Below are 18,051 nucleotides of genomic sequence, written 5' to 3' on the forward strand. Positions count from 1 at the left end.
TTAACAGGATAATTATTTAAATGAAAAGAAATACTCTCTTAATGACGCTTGCCTGTGTCATGGGTGGCCTGACTGCGACTTCTGCTCTTGCTATTGATGGTGACATCAATTTTATTGGCGAAGTTACTGATACCACTTGTTTGATCAACGGTAAGACTCCAAATGGTGACATTGATGTAAACGTCAATTTAAGACAGGTTCAGGCCAGTGCGCTGAACAGCCCAGGAGCTACGGCGAACGCTACCCCGTTTAAAATTACTCTGGGTGGCGATGGTGACACCAACTGCACTAATGGGAAGATTGCTCAAGTGTATTTCGAGCCAACTAGCCCGGCGATCGACAGAGCAACAGGCTGGTTGAAGAATACCATCATTGCAGCAGATAACCCGGCAGGCAATGTTCAGGTACAAATCCTGAATGGCGAGAATAACAATCCAATTAACCTGTGGACCGGTACCGAGAACTATTTGCCGAAAACCATCACCAATAATACGGCCGAGTACACGTACTTTGGTCAGTATATTGCAGTGGGTGGTGCAGCCACTCCGGGTAAAGTAGCCTCTACGGTTAAATATAGTATTGTTTATCAATAAACTATAGCAGTAGTGACAGGGGCCTGCGCAAACAGGGCCCTGTTTAATAGCAATACCCAGAGCCTTTTTAATTTGTGGGCAGCTAATAGTTCCGCAGTTTGAAGGGTGATGGGTATATACTTACAGGGCGGTTATGCTTTTCATGGAAAGATATTGGTTGTCATCATTGGTGCTCGTCGCCGGATTATTTTCTTCATGCCTGCATGCGGGTATTGTTATTTCTGGTACTCGCGTTATTTACCCGTCTAATGAAAGAGAAGTGACGCTAAAACTGGAAAATAAAAGTCATGTTCCTTTATTGGTGCAATCCTGGATTGACGGGGGAGATCCTAACTCGCTTCCTGAAGACAGTGATGTGCCTTTTACTATTATGCCACCTGTTTCACGCATTGAACCAACCAAGGCGCAAACGTTACGTATTACCGTAGCACCTATCGCGAGACAGGCAACCGATCGTGAAACGCTTTATTGGATCAACGTACTTGAAGTGCCCCCGCAGTCGAAAGGCGATAAAAATTACCTCTCCATTGCTTATCGCAATCGCCTGAAGGTGTTTTACCGCCCCGTAGCGTTAAAAGGCTTATCCCCTGAAGTCATCGGGCAGGTCAGTTGGCGTTTGCAAGGGGAGAAACTCATCGGAAAAAACCCCACCCCTTATTACATCAGTTACGCCTCTTTAAGGCTATCTGGCACGGGGAAAGCGGCAATGGCGGGCAGTGACGGTGGCATGATTGCCCCTTTCTCTGAGCAGGCTTTTCAGGTCAAGCGCAGTGGTAACGCCGTTGGTGGGCTGCCAAACACCGTAATGGCCAATGCGATCAATGACTATGGGGCTTTTATTGAAAAAACATACCCGCTAACTCGTTAGCCTTCGTTGTTTTTTCAGGATTATTGGCTTATCTGAGTCGTCAAGGATGCTATGACTACGCATAAACCAGCAAGAAAAATGAGACTGAAATGGATCCTGTCTTACGCCATGATTTCGGCCACGTCTGTCTATGCCGCAGAGTCACCGGAAGAGGTGAAATTTGATCCGAGTTTTTTTCCTGGCGGTAAAGCCGGGAAGTTCGATCCCGCCCAGTTTGGCCGCGGCAACATCGTGGTCCCCGGTGTTTACAATGCGGAAATTGAACTCAACGGGCAACCGATCGGCAGCGAAGAAGTTCATTTTAAACCACAGCCTGGCAGCCAATATGCCACCATCCCTTGCTACAGCGGCAGCTTCTTTTCTCTGCTCAATCTGAGCGAAAAGAAACTGCTGGAGCAAACGCCACCGCTGCGGCTTAGCCAGTTGGAAGCCGAAGGATATTGCGGGTCGCTCAGCGCGCTCCTGCCCGGAGCCTCAGCCAGTTTTGATGCCGGCGAACAAAAGCTGACGCTGTCGATACCGCAGTTGCTGTTGAACAGAGCGCCACGTGGTTATGTTAACCCCAAGCTGTGGGAAGATGGCCTGACCGCCCTGATGGTCAACTATAACGCCAACGTCTATCAGTCTCAGCAGCGCGAAAATACCAGCACCTATGGTTATCTCGGGCTGCGCAATGGTTTGAACGTTGGTCCTTGGCGTGTGCGTAACAACGGGTCGTTCAACTGGGTTTCAGATGGTGACGGTGGCGCCTATAAGAGTGCCTCCACCTATATTGGCCGTGATATTCCGGTGCTGAAATCCCAATTGATCATCGGCGATGCTTTTACCAGTGGTGAGCTGTTTGACGGCATCCGTTTCCGTGGCGTCAGGATGTATTCCGATGATCGCATGCTGCCAGACTCCCTGCGCGGCTATGCTCCCGTGGTGCGTGGCGTGGCCAATACCAACGCCAGAGTCACGATCGTACAGAACGGTTTTACCATTTATACCACCACCGTTTCTCCGGGGCCGTTTGAGATCAACGATCTCTACCCTACCAGCTATGGTGGTGAGTTGACGGTTCGCGTCGAAGAAGCCAATGGTCAGGTCCGATCTTTTGCGGTGCCTTATGCCTCGGTTACGCAGATGCTGCGGCCCGGTATCAGCCGTTACGAGGTGGCAGCAGGTAAGATCAATACCACGGGGTTGGTCGATAAGCCCGATTTTGGCAGCCTGACCTACCAGCTTGGCCTGAGTAACTTGGTGACGGGTTATACCGGCGTTGTTGGCAGTGAAAGTTATTTCTCTGCGCTGCTAGGCGGTGCCCTGAACACGCCGATTGGCGCGCTTTCCCTGGACGTCACCCAGTCGATAGCCCGCCTGCCTGAGCAGGATCAACGCTCAGGACAAAGCTATCGTATCGGGTTCAGCCAGGTCTATGCAGAAACACAGACCAGTTTCTCGGTGATGGCCTATCGCTATTCAACCGACAATTTCCTCAGCCTGAATGATGCCGTGCAGTTGCGCGATCTGGCGCTGCGTAATGAAAATATTGATACCTATGGGCGGCAGCGCAGCATGTTCACGCTTTCGGTGAGCCAGCCTCTGGGCGAGCGTTGGGGAAGCCTGTATGCCACCGGTAATCACATTACTTACTGGAACCAGAAGGGTTCACAGCAGAGCATGCAGCTAGGCTATAGCAACTTCTGGCACAACCTTAGTTACACCCTTTCGGTCAGCCGGACGTTGAGCGGTCAGTTCTCGGGGCTGCAAGACAGCACGCTGGATCGGCGCGAAACCCAATATACGCTGAGTCTTTCACTACCGTTGGGGGGGAGTGCGCACGCTCCAACGCTCGACGTTACCGGAAGCACCGACAGCAAGGGGAGCAATGGCATGGTTGGGCTGTCGGGGAATGCGGGTGAGCAGAATCAGTTTAACTATGCCGTCAGTGTCAGCCGTGATACCGCGTCAAATGGCAACTTCTTCAACAGCGGCGTGGGCTACCGCGCTTCACAGGCGAATATGGGTGCCAGCTATAGCTACGGCCAGGGCAGCCGGCAACTGTCGGCCAACATGGACGGTGCCATTGTCGCTCACCGTGGCGGCATCACGTTGGGGCAATCACTTGGGGAAACCAGCGGCCTGGTTCGTGCTCCGGGTGCCAAAGGGGCACTGGTCACCAGCGCCTCCGGCGTGGAGGTCGATCGCTTCGGTTATGCGATCGTGCCTTACCTGCGGCCTTACTACCTCAATCAGGTGGATATCGATCCTAAGGGCACGTCGCAGGATGTTGAATTGCTGTCCAGCAGAAGTATCGCCGTTCCTCGTGCCGGGGCCTTGGTGCTGCTTGATTATGAAACCAAGCGTAGCAAGGTAACCTACATCAAGGCGAAGCGTAAGGATGGCACGCCACTGCCTTTTGCCGCCAACGTTTATGATGCGCAGAACAACGCTATCGGCATCGTAGGGCAGGCGAGCCTGGTGATTGCGCATGACCTTGCCGAAGCGGGAGTCCTGCAGGTGAGATGGGGGGATGCGCAGGCAGAACACTGCAGTATCCATTATACGCTGCCATCATCCTCGCCTGACGATAGCAGGCCAGTGATTCAAGGTATCTGCCAATAACAGAGCGCCAAGGTTAATGAGAAAACAGATGAAAACAAGAATCGCGTCAGGAGCGGTGGCATCGGTGATGCTCTGTGCAGGCTTATATGCGCAAAACGCCGTAGCGGGAGAGGCCGGTTGTGAGTGGGATAGCAGTTCCGCTATTTCTTTACCGCTTGATACCCGTTTGACTATCGGTGGTTCGGTGACCGTAGGGGAAGATTTACCGATCGGTAGCGTGATCTATTCCCAGCGGATCCAAACCAGTGGTAACGGTGCCGCACTGCTGTGTAAGGCGGGTATCTATGCTCTGGTGAGTTCTTTTACCAGCACGCCTTATGGTCAGTCCAGCTACAGTGACTCCACGTTTCCGTACGTGTTCAATACCAATATTCCCGGCATTGGGGTGGCGCTGTGGCAAGGCACTCCCGACGGTGGCAGCGCACGCTTGCAGATCCCTGGCAGTCTTCCAGCCTATTTATCCAACAGCAGTACCAGCATTTTCAACTTCACCAGCCAGAGTGATGCTTCGGTCGGTTTTAACATTGAATTTATCAAAACCGCCAGCAACGTCGGCAGTGGCACTATCGGTAGAAGCGACTTACCCAGCTTTGAGACTGCACTGAATGGTAATGGCGATAATTTTGTCTATCAGAAAACGTCGATAAGCGGCAGTCTGACGGTGATCCCGGCCACCTGCAACGTGGGCAGTAACTATTACCTGCCGCTTGGTGAACACTACCCGGATGAGTTCAATGGCGTCGGCAGCACGGCCGGTAATGCCGAGACACAGATTGTCCTGTCGGGTTGTCCTGCATTCTATGGCCGGACCTCCTACAGCGTATTCAAGCCGAACGTTCTCAGCATCAAACTGACGCCGCGCAATGGCTTCGAAAATGCCGAGCAGGGAATTTCGAAGCTGAATGTTGAAGCAGGTGATGCTGCGGCGGGTATTGGAGTGCAACTGAGCTTCAAACAGGAAAACGGCAATTATCAGGTAGCCAAATTCAATCAGGATATCGATCTGGCCAACTATATAACCTTCCTTGAAGATCGCGGCAGTGATTACAGCCTGGGGGTTAAGGCCACGTATATTCAGACCGCCGCCCCGATCCGGGCCGGCAAGGCTGATGCTCAAATCGAGTTTATGATCACCTATCAGTGATCGGGAGCGTGAAATGCATATAGCGAATACGTTGAGGCTCTTCTCTCTACTGGTGCTGTTCTGCTGCGCAGCGAGCGTGCAGGCCTCTTCCACCGGAGTGCTGAATGTGACGGGTTCGATTAAGCTCGCCACCTGTTATTTCGACAGCGTTGTAGGGCAAGAACACAAAACCTACGATTGGCTGTTGCCGAAGGTGTACATGGGGAACCTGAATAGCCCAGGTATGACACATGGCCGTACCCAAGGCAGTATCCATTTGGGCGGGGCGCGTTGTACTAACGGTTATACCCCGTATATCACGCTGAACAATGGCGGCACCGTCAGTGCAGATACCGGTAATCTGGTCAATACCCTGACTGGCGAAGCCGAGAACGTTGAGATCAGGCTGTTGATGAATGACACGCCGCTGGATCTGCGCACCAGCCCGCGCGTTGGTTGCGCGGTCATCGTCAATAACGAGAGCCAGTGTGATATTGCCTATGAGTATTACGCCACCGGGCAAGCTACGCCTGGCAAAGTGAAAAGCTCCATACAGTTCAATATCTCCTACGATTGATCCGTGCGTTTTTCAAGATCAGGTGAAAGCCTCTTGCCAGTCAGAGCTAACCAGCCCTCTCTCCTTCAGGGAAAGGGCTAGGGTGAGGGGGGTATCACCGCATTAAAACCCCTCATCCCGGCCACTCCCGCAGGAAGAGGGGCACCACCTTTAGCATTTAGGTCGTTCCAAAGGCTATTGCACCAGTTCTAACCCGGCCACCCGCCGCCAGTAACCGTTACACTCTGCGTGATCGGTTAGCGCCAGCGGCTGGGTTCCCTGCTGGTTGGCGCGGAAGCGATCGAGCATCGCCAGCGTCTCTTCCCCCTGCGGCGACAGGCGCACGATATCCACCAGCCCTTGCATCCCGACCAACTCATTACCCAGGTTGTAGCAGTAACCGCTCATGGTCTGAATACCGTTCAGCACGAACACTTGCTGATTTTCCTGCGAATTGACCATCCGACCCTGCGGATATTTGATACAGCAGGTTTCGCATTCGTCCTTGCCGCGGTTTTCTGAGCGAGCGGTAAAGCAACGCGCGGAATAAGCCAACGGCAGATGGCCGTAACTCAGCACTTCCACCTCAAACTGCTGGCGGAACCCCTGCTCTTCGCACTGGTTCAGCAAGTTCACTAGCCAATCGCGGGAAAGCTCCACCGGCATACACCAGCGCGTCATGCCCTGCTGATGCAACAGACGTAACGTGTAGGCGTTATAGCAATTGAGGGCGTGCCCGGCGACAAACGGCAAACCGCGCTCGGCGGCCATATTCACCGTGCCGAGATCGTTGGCTTCGATCAGGAATTCGCCGTTTTCTACATAACGTTTCAGTTCGTTCAGTTCTGAAGGTGCTTGCAGCAGCGCCAGGGTAGAGATCACCACCTGCTTGCCGGATTTGGCGATCTCCTGCGCCAGCGCCAGCCAGTCGCCCACTTTCATCTCGCGCCGTTTGGTGCAGACGTTTTCGCCAAGATAGATAATATCGGCGCTGCTACTGGCAGCCTGCTGATAAAAGGCTTCTAGATCGGTTTTTGGCCAATAGTAGAGTACCGGGCCTAATGCATATTTCATGGTTCCTCCTGCTACTGCCATTTGCGGTGATAAGCGCCGAGCGTGGTTTGGGTGCCTTCGGACATTGCGCCGAGGGTTTCCATCCAGGCGGCATCGGCCTGATAGGTGGCCGGGTTGGCTTTACAGCGATCGATCGCCTGCCGCCACACGCGCGCCACCTGGCTGACATACGCCGGGCTGCGCTGGCGGCCTTCGATCTTCACCGAGGCAATATTGGCGGCAAGCAGCTCCGGTAACAGCTCCAGCGTATTCAGGCTGGTGGGTTCTTCCAACGGGTGATAGAGCACGTTATCCACCCGATAGCGGCCTTTGCACAGCGTTGGGTAACCGGCGTTTTCGCCATCCTGATAACGGTCGATCAGCACGTCATTCAGGCGCGATTCCATCCCCTGTGGCGTCTGTTGCCAGCGCACAAAGCGCGCGGGTGAGCAGGCACCCACGGTATTGGGCGACTCACCGGTCAGGTAGGAAGAGAGATAACAGCGCCCTTCGGCCATGATGCACAGGCTGCCAAACGCGAACACTTCCAGTGGCACCGGGCTGGTGCGCGAAAGCTGTTTGACCTGATGCATCGACAGCACCCGTGGCAGCACCACGCGTGCCACATCGAAGTGGCGTTGATAAAAACGGATGGCTTCTTCATTGGTGGCGGAAGCCTGCACCGAAACGTGGCGCTCGACCTGCGGATAGCGCTGCGCGGCGTATTCCAGCATCGCCAGGTCGGCCAGGATCAGCGCATCGGCCCCCAGTTGCGCCGCCATATCCACGGCGCGCTGCCAGCGGGCGTAGCCATCGGGGTGGGCAAAGGTGTTGATGGCAATATGCAGTTTGCGCCCATGCCGATGCACGTAATCGGCCGCTTCTTGCAGCTTCTTCTCGGTAAAATTCAGCCCGGCGAAGTGGCGTGCGTTGGTATCGTCTTTCAAGCCGATGTAAACGGCATCTGCGCCATTATCCACCGCAGCTTTCAAGGCCGGCAGATTACCGGCGGGGCAAAGCAGCTCCATAGATTTAATCCTGATTCAGCCGTATGCCAGGCTAGGCATACGCTGTGATAATGGTTGCCGGGCAATTTCTCGCTTGGCAATGATGTCAACGGGGGGACAATTTTAGTCAACCTGCCGCCAACAGGTTTTGATTTGAGGCAGTTTCTGGCGTATTGATAGAAAGGCGGCTGCGGATGTTAATTGCACTATTTGTTGATATAGACCGGTTACGCAGAGCATCAATGTGGCAAAATAGGCTCAGATTGAGTTGAAAGGAGTGAATGACAGTGTTGGAAAAACTACGGGCACGCATTGTGCGTCAGGGGCCGTCGCTGCTGCGCGTGCCGCTAAAATTCACGCCGTTTGCTCTACAGCGCCAGCTTCTGGAACAGGTGCTGGGCTGGCAGTTTCGTCAGGCGCTGGCGGACGGAGATTTAGAGTTTCTCGAGTCGCGTTGGCTGAAAATCGAAGTGTGCGATCTGGCGCTGCAATGGTTTATGACGGTTGATAACGGCAGGCTGGTGGTAAGCCAACAGGCGGAAGCGGATGTCAGCTTCAGCGGCGATGCCAACGATCTGGTGTTGATTGCAGCGCGTAAGCAAGATCCCGATACGCTGTTTTTCCAGCGTCGGCTGCGGATTGAAGGAGATACCGAATTGGGCCTGTATGTAAAGAATCTGATGGACGCCATCGATCTGGATGCCATGCCTGCGCCGCTGCGCGTTGGCCTGCTGCAACTGGCGGCTTTTATTGAAGCAGGTTTGCAGGAGGGCACGGTGCAATCCTCCCGTGTACCGCAGCCATGTTGATCCGCGTTGAGATTCCGGTGGATGCAGCGGGCATTGATGCCTTGCTGCGCAGGGCTTTCGGGCGTGATGACGAAGCCGATCTCGTGCAGCAACTGCGTGAAGATGGCCTGCTGACGCTGGGCATTGTCGCCACCGACGATGAAGGCGGTGTGGTTGGCTATGCGGCCTTTAGCCCGGTTGATGTTGCGGGCGTTGATCGTCAGTGGGTAGGGCTTGCGCCGCTGGCGGTGGACGAAAATCTACGCCGCCAGGGTTTGGGTGAAAAACTGATATACGAAGGGCTGGATGCGCTGAACGAGTTCAGCTATGCCGCCGTTGTGGTGCTGGGGGATCCGGCCTACTACGGGCGTTTCGGTTTCAAAACCGCCGCCCAATACGATCTGCACTGCCGTTGGCCGGGGGCTGAAGCGGCATTTCAGGTTTACCCGCTGGCAGAAGACGCCCTGAATGATGTTAACGGGCTGGTGGAGTATTCGTCACCTTTTGGGCGGTTTTAGTCACCGTAAGTCAGTACTTCAACATGAGAGAGGTGGGTCACTCACCCACCTTTTTTTTCGTCGGTCGGTTAACTGATATTCTAACCGCCATACCATTGAGCGTTCCCCCTCTGGCTGTGCCCCCCCCTAATTCAACTTGACTGCTAGAATAGTGCTTTCACCTACAATAAGAGGCAGTGCCCGTCCACGGGGTTCTGTCGTCAGTATGATGGCGATGGGTGCTTAGAGTCGTTTTAATAATGCCTCTGCGGTGGCGTTTGAAGAGGCCAGTTTTCGGCACGGCTGTAGTGGCCACTGTTACCTTTGAGCATCTCTTCCAGCAGGAAAGGTACGACTATGGATTGGATTTGCCACGATCTTGAATGCATCAATCTACTGGCTTAACTAAAAGCATTTCCGCGCTGAGGTCGCGAGGCCACTAACGCAGCCGAAAATGGTTTATCGTGATGTTATCAGGGGAAATATGACGGAACTCAGGCTCATTTTAGGGGATCAACTCAACCCCGATCACTCCTGGTTCAAGCAGCACTCAGACCATGTTGTCTACGTGATGCTTGAGCTGCGGCAGGAAACGCGGTACGTCCTCCATCATGCACAAAAAATTATTGCCCTCTTTGCCGCCATGCGTGAATTTGCTCGCCAACTGCGCCTGCAAGGCCATCGGGTACGCTATCTCCAACTGGATGACCCGTCGAATCGTGGATCGCTGACGGATAACCTTGATGCGCTTATTGCTTACTATCAGGCAGTGACATTCTGTTGGCAACTCCCCGATGAGTGGCGTCTGGACGAACAGTTAAAACGCTGGTCTGCAACCTGCGCGGTCGAGGCCGTTAGCGTGGACAGCGAGCACTTTTTTTGTGAACGCCATCAGGTATCAGACTTTTTTGGCCAGCGTAAAACCTGGCGTATGGAGCATTTCTATCACGCGATGCGCCGCCGCGAACAGGTATTGATGTGCCCGGACGGTACGCCAGAGGGAGGAGCATGGAATTACGACGCAGAGAACCGCAAGCCTTGGAAGGGCGAGCCTGCGCCTCCAAACGATCGTCGGCCTGTACACGATCATACCGCACTCTGGAATACCCTCATCGGGCTTGATGTGCCCAGCTTTGGCGAGCCGCATGCGGGTGATTTTCGCTGGCCATTGGATCGAAAAGAAGCGTTGGTGTTACTGGAACATTTTGTCCGTGATGACCTCCGCCACTTTGGCCAGTGGCAGGATGCGATGCACACAGACTCCTGGCACCTGTTCCATTCCCTGATCTCCTTTGCCCTCAATACCAAAATGTTGTCTCCACGTGAAATTGTCGCCAAGGTGCAGGTGGCCTGGCAAAACGGCGAGGTTCCTCTTGCCTGTGCTGAGGGGTTTATCCGGCAGGTCTTGGGCTGGCGTGAGTATGTGAGAGGCGTCTATTGGGCGAAAATGCCCGGCTATCGCGATAACAATTTCTTCAATCACCAGAGACCGCTTCCCGCCTGGTTCTGGAGCGCCAACACCAAAATGCATTGCGTGGCGCAGGCTATCGGGCAGTCGCTGGAGCACGCTTATGCGCATCATATCCAGCGGCTGATGATTGTCGGCAACTTTGCCTTACTCGCCGGGCTTGCGCCTGCCGAGGTTCACCAATGGTATCTGGGGATTTATATTGATGCCTTTGAATGGGTTGAGTTACCCAATACGCTTGGGATGAGCCAGTTTACGGATGGCGGGCTGCTGGCCAGCAAACCCTATGTCTCCAGTGCGGCCTACATCAACAAAATGAGCAATTACTGTTCACAGTGTGAATATAACCCGCGCACGCGTACGGGGGAAAATGCCTGTCCTTTCAATGCGCTTTACTGGCATTTTTTTATTCAGCATCAGTCGCGCCTGATGCATAATCCGCGCCTGTCTATGGTGTATCACCAGATAAAAAAATTCTCACCACAAGAGCATGAAGATATTGTTCAATACGCACAAAACTTGCTGATAAATATAGAGAAATTATAATCCATCCGCAGTTGGAGTGGGCAGGGTCCTCTGCTCGAGTTGCTTGGCAAAACGTGTCTGGCTTGAACAGACCGTGGCTCCCTGGTATGGCAATGGCATCACGCCAGGATCGAGTTGGACGACAGGGCTAGCAAACGCCGGTGGCTCAGAGGATGGAGAACCGGGGGCCGATGATATCGACGACGGTTCAATCAAATGGAATCTGTATGCTCCCGTCACCAACGGCGCTTTGATGCCGAATGTGAGCTGGGCAGTGAGCAACAGTTATGGCACGGCGAATCTGTTTGCCGTTAATGGCAATATTACGCCATTCAGTATCAACCCGGATAATACGCTGCGCTATGACAACACCGGGTCGGCCGTCACTACGACGATACGCCTGTGCAATACCGGCTCCTGTGATAATGCCAATAAAGGGCTGAAAGCCAGCGCAGACAGCGTCACCAGCGATGGTTATCCGAAAGGGTTTACCTGGTTGGCCTGTGTGAAAGCCAATGAGCCTAGCACCAAGAACGCGCTTGAAATCGAAGTGGCAACCGGCGATTTTCTATTAGGGCCGGATTACAGCAGCCGGGTGAAAACGGTGATCCAGAAAACGAGTTCTGCCACCGGCGTGCAGCTTAACAATATAGACGGCAGCAGCAGTTCTGTGGTGCAAACCGATACCAGCCAATACCATCTGTATCAGGTCAGTATCGCGATGGAGAATTACAATACGGGAACGGTGAACCTGTTTATTGACGGCAAAGCGGCGAAGGTGAAATCAGGGCCGGCGTTGCCTTATCGTGGCGTATTAAATGCCGTGTCACTCTCGGGGCCGGGTAATTATTTCTCCATCGGTTCTGGCGCGGCAACCTCAACCGCAACCCATGGTTCATTGGCATGGATAATTTGGACTAAAGCGGCGTTATCTCCGGCCGAGATTACAGGCTCTCTGCCAGAGGATGCTCTTACTGGTTCACCCTGTGACCTCTCCGCCTATTAGGCCGATATTTGATTTTATCCCCACTTTCCATGGCGGAAAGTGGGGCAACAGATTATTTCCCCCAAAACGGCCCATTCCCCACCGAATCCCTGACCAGCAGCTCCGAGGTAAACATGTTGTCTTTGGACAAATACCCGCCATCGAGCATAGAAATCAGCCGGTCGATCACTTCATTCATCATCGCGCTAACCGGGTCCTTAACGCTGGAAAGTGCTGGGATCAGGTACGGTGCGGTAGGGATATTATCGAAACCGATCACCGAGACTTGATGGGGCACGGCAATACCCGCCTGGTTTAATTGCTTGATAACACCAACGGCCATGTCGTCATTACTGGCGAGCACCGCACTAAAGGTTATTTTATCGTTCAGCAAAGATTCTACCGCTGCGGCACCGCTGGCTGGCGTCCACTTCCCTTTGATGATCAGATTATCCTGCACAGCAATAGCGTGTTGATTTAACGCTTCTTTATAACCAGAAAGCCGCTCAATGGCGGTCGGTGAATCCAGTGAGCCGGTGATAAAGGCGATATCGCGGTGGCCCCGTTCAATCAGGTATCGAGTCGCGTTAAAGCTGGCACCTTTGTGGTCGCAGCAAATGCAGTGGCTTTGGTGTTTCCTCAGCCTTCTGTTCACCACCATAATCGGCTGTTTATGCTGCTCGATGATGTCGTCCATCACATCGATGGTCAAGAAACGCGGGTAGATGATGATGGCATCGCAGCGCAAATCGAGCAGGAATTGAATCGCTGCCTGCTCTTCTTCGGCGCTGTGTTTGCCGTCCACCAGAATCAGCTGGCGACCATTGTCTTCCAGTTTTTGCGCCGCCTGGGAAAGCAGCTCGCTGAAATAACTGCCGTTGTAGAGCGTGTTGGTTACCACCAGGCCAATACATTGCGATTTATTGGTGGCCAGATTTCTCGCCAGCAGATTGGGGCGATACCCCGCCTCTTCGATGGCTTTGTATACCTGATCTTTCGTTGCTTCGCTGACGTATCCTTTGCCGGAAAGAACACGTGAAACAGTGGCTTTAGAGACGCCTGCTTTCTTGGCCACTTCCTGCATGGTAGACATAGGTATTTCCTGGCTTTTTGACAATGACGCACATTCTATACCCAAAAAAAAGCAGGTACAGCCAAAGGCGATACCTGCTTGATTACCCACCGGATGGTTTCGGTGCTTATAACGCTAAATCGACCACGATACGCCCTTCGATTTTACCGGCGTGCATGCGGGCGAAAATATCGTTGATGTTGCTCAGGGGCTCAACGCTAATATTCGCTGCCACTTTATTCTGCCCGGCAAAATTGAGGGCTTCCTGTAGATCCTTGCGGGTGCCGACAATTGAACCGCGCACGGTAATGCCATCCAGCACCATATTGAAAATCGACAGGTCAAAGGTGCCCGGAGGCAGCCCGTTCAACACCATGGTGCCGCCGCGGCGTAAGGTACCGATGGCCTGCTCAAAGGCTTTTGGCGAGACGGCTGTCACCAGCACGCCGTGTGCGCCGCCGAAGCTTTCATGGAACACCTTGGCTGGATCGACCTGCTTGGCATTCGCCACCACGCTGGCCCCTAAACGCTTGGCAAACGCCAATTTGTCATCGTCGATGTCCACCGCCGCCACGTTCAGCCCCATGGCAACCGCATACTGAATCGCCATATGGCCGAGCCCGCCAATACCCGAAACCACCACCCAGTCACCCGGTTTGGTCTCGGTCATTTTCAGGCCTTTATAGACCGTAACGCCAGCGCAGAGAATTGGCGCGATCTCGTGGTATTCAACGTTATCCGGCAGGATGCCGACATAGTTGGCGTCCGCAAGGCAATATTCCGCGAAGCTGCCGTTAACTGAGTAGCCAGCGTTTTGCTGCGAGTGACACAGGGTTTCCCAACTGTCCAGGCAGTGCTCGCAGTGGCCACAGGCGGAGTACAGCCAAGGTACTCCTACCCGATCCCCTTCCTTGATATGTTTTACGCCTTCACCCACCGCCACCACATAGCCCACGCCTTCATGGCCGGGAATGAACGGCGGCTGTGGCTTGACCGGCCAGTCGCCTTCGGCAGCGTGCAAATCGGTATGGCAGACGCCGGTGGCAACAATCTTCACTAACAGCTGGCCCGGCCCGGCTTTCGGGATCGGTACCTGTTCAATCACCAAGGGTTCCCCAAACGCTTTAACCACGGCGGCTTTCATTGTATTCATATTTTCATCCTTAAAAATAGACTGGGCTTAGAACAGGCCCAACGGTGCTGTGCTATAGCTGACCAGCAGGTTTTTAGTTTGTTGGTACTGGTTTAACGCCATCTTGTGCGTTTCACGCCCAACGCCCGATTGCTTATAGCCGCCAAACGCCGCATGAGCAGGGTAGATGTGATAACAGTTGGTCCAGACGCGGCCCGCTTTGATGCTGCGCCCCATGCGGTAAGCCAGGTTGGTATCACGGGTCCAGACGCCTGCGCCCAAGCCGAATTGGGTTTCGTTGGCGATAGCCAGCGCTTCTGCTTCGTCTTTGAAGGTGGTGACGCCGATTACCGGGCCAAAAATCTCTTCCTGGAAACAACGCATCTGGTTGCTCCCTTTGATCAGCGTGGGTTGGATATAGAAACCATTATCCAGCGCAGGCGTGATGCTGGCTCTCCCGCCGCCGGTCAGGATTTGCCCCCCTTCATTACGGGCGATATCGATATAGGAGAGGATTTTGTCAAACTGCTGCTGAGAAGCCTGTGCGCCGATCATGGTGTCGGTGTCCAGCGGATCGCCACGGCGGATGTCTTTGACTTTCGCCATCACGCGTTCCATGAAGGGGGCGTAAATGGACTCGTGGATCAGGGCGCGCGACGGGCAGGTACAGACTTCACCCTGATTAAAGAAGCCAAGCACCAGGCCTTCAACCGCTTTCTCGATAAACTCCGGTTCGGCGTCCATCACATCGGCAAAATAGATGTTCGGTGATTTACCGCCCAGCTCGACGGTACAAGGAATAATATTCTCCGCCGCACAGGCCATAATGTGGCGGCCAACCGGCGTTGAACCGGTGAAGGCAATTTTGGCGATACGTTTGCTGGTCGCCAGCGCTTCACCCGCCTCGCGGCCGTAGCCCTGCACCACGTTGAGAACGCCTGCGGGGAACAGATCGCCAATCAGCTCCATCAGCAGCGTAATGGCCAGCGGCGTCTGCTCCGCTGGTTTCAGCACCACGCAGTTGCCCGCCGCCAACGCCGGAGCCAGCTTCCACGCTGCCATTAACAGCGGGAAGTTCCAAGGGATAATCTGGCCGACAACGCCCAACGGCTCATGAAAGTGATAGGCAACGGTGTGCTCATCGATCTCTGCCGCGCTACCTTCCTGTGCTCGCAGGCAACCGGCAAAGTAACGGAAGTGATCGATCGCCAGCGGCAGGTCGGCATTCAGGGTTTCACGAATCGGTTTCCCGTTATCCCAGCTTTCTGCAACCGCGAGGTATTCCAGATTGGCTTCGATACGATCGGCCACCCGCAGCAGCAGCGTGGAACGATGCTGCACGCTGGTTTTCCCCCAGGCATCTGCGGCCAGGTGTGCGGCATCCAATGCGGCGTTAATATCCTGGGCATCGGAGCGCGGGAACTGCGCAATGTCACTGCCATTCACAGGCGAAGTGTTCATAAAATATTGGCCACCGAGCGGTTCTACGAATTTGCCACCAATGTAGTTGCCGTAAGCCGCTTTGAAAGAAACCAATGAATCCGGCGTGCCGGGATGTGCGTAACGCATCGCAAACTCCTTATGTAGGGTATCGCTATCAGAGTGTGGCAACCGCTACGGGATATTGCGGTTGCGCTAGGACTATTGCAGCCGCCGTGCCATTCTTTTCATGATGGCCGTTTAAAGTGAAATTTTATTTAAAATCAGTTAATTAAAATTAACTGGCTTGCTGGGCCTGCGTAGCAAAAGGGAAGAATCTGCCATTTGTGTTGCAAATCGCAACACTGATAGAACGCAATGGCTACAATATTGCAACACTTCTAGGCAGAGATGAGGTCACCAATGCGGGGAAATTCGTCAGCCATCAGCACAGCCATCGCCGTCGATACGCCGTTGCTTAATGATTCCTGGTTGCGCAGCGAACTCTATGGCTTAAGCCGTATCGCCGATGATTTCCCGCGTCTTCGTCAGGCAGAGCTGGCTGACGTGCTGGCGAGTAACGCCGCGTTGCAGCAATTTGCCCATCCCACGGTTAAAACCTTGGCAGAAAAAATCGCCGATAAGCAATCCGTCGTGGTCCTTTCCGACGCCAGCGGCCTGATACTGAACACCTTCGGTGATATGCGGGCACTGCAAAAAGCCCAACGCTTTGCGCTGGCACCCGGCAACCTGTGGAGCGAATGTGGCCGTGGAACCAATGCCATCGGCACGGCGCTGGCGATTGATGATGGCTGCGAAATTTTTGCCCATCAGCACTATCTCACCAGCAATCAGGGGTTGTACTGCGCCGCCATGACGCTGCAAGCGCCCAACGGGCAGATTGCTGGCGTGCTGGATATTTCCGGGCCTGCGCATTATCCCCACCCCTATACGCTGGCCTGGATCAAAGAGGCCGCGCAGCAGATTGAGTCTTTGTGGGTGAAGCAGAGCCTGCAACCGGACCAGTGGCTGATGAGCCTGCATCCACAGGTGCAGGGGATTGATAGCGCTGCGGAGATGCTGCTGGTTTTCTCCGGCAACGTGCTAGTGGCGGCGAACCGCCTGGCCATGCGCGAGCTGCAACTGAGCGCCGATCGTTTTGGCTCACTCACTTTCCAGCAGCTTTTTCCCCATGGCGAGCAGCAGGCCAACAGCGTTCCGCAGCCGATCCTCACTCACCACCAGCAGCGCTATTTTTGCCGCCTGCGCGCACCGGCCCGCACCCAGGTTGCGGCAGCCCCGGTTGCTGCACCCGATGTTTCACTTTCCCTGCCTGATAACACTCATAAGCTGGTGCGGCTGTTGAACGCGGGGGTGTCTCTGTGTATTCACGGCGAAACGGGCAGCGGCAAAGAGTACGTCAGCCGGGCGCTGCATCAGCAAAGCCAGTGGCGAGAGGGCAAATTTGTGGCCATTAACTGTGCGGCTATTCCGGAGCCGTTGATTGAGTCGGAGCTGTTTGGCTATCAGCCGGGGGCGTTTACCGGTGCCAACAAGAACGGCTATATCGGCAAGATCCGCGAGGCGGACGGCGGCGTGCTGTTTCTGGATGAAATTGGCGATATGCCATTAGCGCTGCAAACCCGCTTGCTGCGGGTGTTGCAGGAAAAAGAGGTGGCACCGCTGGGTTCCAGCCGCACTTGGCCGGTCAACTTTACGGTTATCTCTGCCACGCACCGGGATCTCAATCAACGGGTAGCCGAAGGCGAGTTCCGCGAAGATCTGCTCTACCGGCTACAGGAGTTTTCCCTGACGCTGCCCCCGCTGCGTGAATGGCCCTCTTTACCGGTTTTTATCACGCAACTGTGGCAGGAACTGGGCGGTGTGGAGCGCGGTATCCAACTCGCCCCTGCACTGCTGCAAACGTTGGCGAATTACGATTGGCCGGGCAACGTGCGTGAACTAAGAAGCGTGCTCAAAGTGCTGTTCGCTCTGGCGGATGACCATGAGGTGCTGAACTGCGAAGCTCTGCCAGAAAAATACCGGCCTAAACAGGTTCTGCCTCAGGTTGCCCTGCATCAGCATGATGACCGGGTGATTGCGGCAACCCTTGAACGCTATAACGGTAACGTCAGTAAAGCGGCTCAGGCACTAGGCATTGCCCGCAGCACGCTGTATCGACGCGCCGCCCGAGAAAAACGCTAACCTTCTTCGGCCCCGCTCACGCCGTTGAGCGGGGTACCCACCTTGCATCACCGCTTCAATTCGATCACCTTCACAAAACAGACAATAAAAAAAATTATAAATTGATATTTAACTGCAATGTTTTCACTCTTATGTGGAACCGGTTACCTATCT

At 54.2% G+C, this 18,051-nt stretch carries 15 protein-coding genes; 10 read left to right on the forward strand and 5 right to left on the reverse strand.

All coding sequences use genetic code 11. The features are described from left to right. The first annotated feature begins 20 nt into the window (after nucleotides 1–20). From ACX1CU_RS02300 to ACX1CU_RS02320, 5 genes are all read left to right on the forward strand, one after another. Nucleotides 21–593: a fimbrial protein gene (locus ACX1CU_RS02300; protein WP_459401038.1), complete on the forward strand. Its 573-nt coding sequence runs from the start codon at nucleotides 21–23 to the stop codon at nucleotides 591–593. Between the two features lie 142 nt (nucleotides 594–735). After that, nucleotides 736–1,461, forward strand: coding sequence for a fimbrial biogenesis chaperone (locus ACX1CU_RS02305; protein ID WP_459401039.1), 726 nt, complete (start codon nucleotides 736–738; stop codon nucleotides 1,459–1,461). Between the two features lie 78 nt (nucleotides 1,462–1,539). Next, entirely contained in the window at nucleotides 1,540–4,068 is a 2,529-nt protein-coding gene (locus ACX1CU_RS02310; RefSeq protein ID WP_459401040.1) for a fimbria/pilus outer membrane usher protein, read from the forward strand. 28 nt (nucleotides 4,069–4,096) lie between these two features. After that, entirely contained in the window at nucleotides 4,097–5,212 is a 1,116-nt protein-coding gene (locus tag ACX1CU_RS02315) for a fimbrial protein (RefSeq protein ID WP_459401041.1), read from the forward strand. Nucleotides 5,213–5,225: 13 nt separating this feature from the next. Continuing rightward, the gene (locus ACX1CU_RS02320) at nucleotides 5,226–5,768 is read left to right on the forward strand and encodes a fimbrial protein (RefSeq protein ID WP_459401042.1); all 543 of its coding nucleotides are present in this window, start codon (nucleotides 5,226–5,228) and stop codon (nucleotides 5,766–5,768) included. Nucleotides 5,769–5,942: 174 nt separating this feature from the next. Here the strand turns inward: ACX1CU_RS02320 and ACX1CU_RS02325 are convergent, their stop codons facing one another. Next, entirely contained in the window at nucleotides 5,943–6,821 is an 879-nt protein-coding gene (locus ACX1CU_RS02325) for a U32 family peptidase (RefSeq protein ID WP_459401043.1), read from the reverse strand. Nucleotides 6,822–6,832: 11 nt separating this feature from the next. Then, nucleotides 6,833–7,828, reverse strand: coding sequence for a ubiquinone anaerobic biosynthesis protein UbiU (gene ubiU / locus ACX1CU_RS02330; RefSeq protein WP_459401044.1), 996 nt, complete (start codon nucleotides 7,826–7,828; stop codon nucleotides 6,833–6,835). Nucleotides 7,829–8,094: 266 nt separating this feature from the next. On the opposite strand from ubiU, the gene ubiT reads away from it, so the two are divergent. From ubiT to ACX1CU_RS02350, 4 genes are all read left to right on the forward strand, one after another. Further along, nucleotides 8,095–8,616, forward strand: coding sequence for a ubiquinone anaerobic biosynthesis accessory factor UbiT (gene ubiT, locus ACX1CU_RS02335; RefSeq protein WP_459402703.1), 522 nt, complete (start codon nucleotides 8,095–8,097; stop codon nucleotides 8,614–8,616). Continuing rightward, nucleotides 8,610–9,113, forward strand: a complete 504-nt coding sequence (locus ACX1CU_RS02340) for a GNAT family N-acetyltransferase (protein WP_459401045.1) — start codon at nucleotides 8,610–8,612, stop codon at nucleotides 9,111–9,113. Before ubiT ends, ACX1CU_RS02340 begins: the two co-directional genes overlap by 7 nt. Nucleotides 9,114–9,576: 463 nt before the next feature. After that, nucleotides 9,577–11,106: a cryptochrome/photolyase family protein gene (locus ACX1CU_RS02345; protein ID WP_459401046.1), complete on the forward strand. Its 1,530-nt coding sequence runs from the start codon at nucleotides 9,577–9,579 to the stop codon at nucleotides 11,104–11,106. Nucleotides 11,107–11,149: 43 nt separating this feature from the next. After that, the gene (locus tag ACX1CU_RS02350; RefSeq protein WP_459401047.1) at nucleotides 11,150–12,091 is read left to right on the forward strand and encodes a hypothetical protein; all 942 of its coding nucleotides are present in this window, start codon (nucleotides 11,150–11,152) and stop codon (nucleotides 12,089–12,091) included. Between the two features lie 52 nt (nucleotides 12,092–12,143). Here the strand turns inward: ACX1CU_RS02350 and ACX1CU_RS02355 are convergent, their stop codons facing one another. The 3 genes from ACX1CU_RS02355 to exaC form a co-directional block, all read right to left on the reverse strand. Continuing rightward, a complete protein-coding gene (locus ACX1CU_RS02355; protein WP_459401048.1) occupies nucleotides 12,144–13,163 on the reverse strand; it encodes a LacI family DNA-binding transcriptional regulator in 1,020 nt (339 codons plus the stop codon). Between the two features lie 106 nt (nucleotides 13,164–13,269). Further along, complete coding sequence (gene adhP / locus ACX1CU_RS02360) at nucleotides 13,270–14,295, reverse strand: alcohol dehydrogenase AdhP (RefSeq protein WP_459401049.1); 1,026 nt, start codon at nucleotides 14,293–14,295, stop codon at nucleotides 13,270–13,272. Between the two features lie 27 nt (nucleotides 14,296–14,322). Then, nucleotides 14,323–15,843 carry an acetaldehyde dehydrogenase ExaC gene (gene exaC / locus ACX1CU_RS02365; protein WP_459401050.1) on the reverse strand — a complete coding sequence of 507 codons (1,521 nt, stop codon included), beginning with the start codon at nucleotides 15,841–15,843 and terminating at the stop codon, nucleotides 14,323–14,325. A 273-nt stretch (nucleotides 15,844–16,116) separates the two neighbouring features. Between exaC and ACX1CU_RS02370 the strand changes: the two genes are divergently transcribed. Further along, nucleotides 16,117–17,898, forward strand: coding sequence for a sigma-54-dependent Fis family transcriptional regulator (locus tag ACX1CU_RS02370; protein WP_459401051.1), 1,782 nt, complete (start codon nucleotides 16,117–16,119; stop codon nucleotides 17,896–17,898). Nucleotides 17,899–18,051: the final 153 nt, after the last annotated feature.

Source organism: Serratia sp. D1N4 (assembly GCF_054552755.1).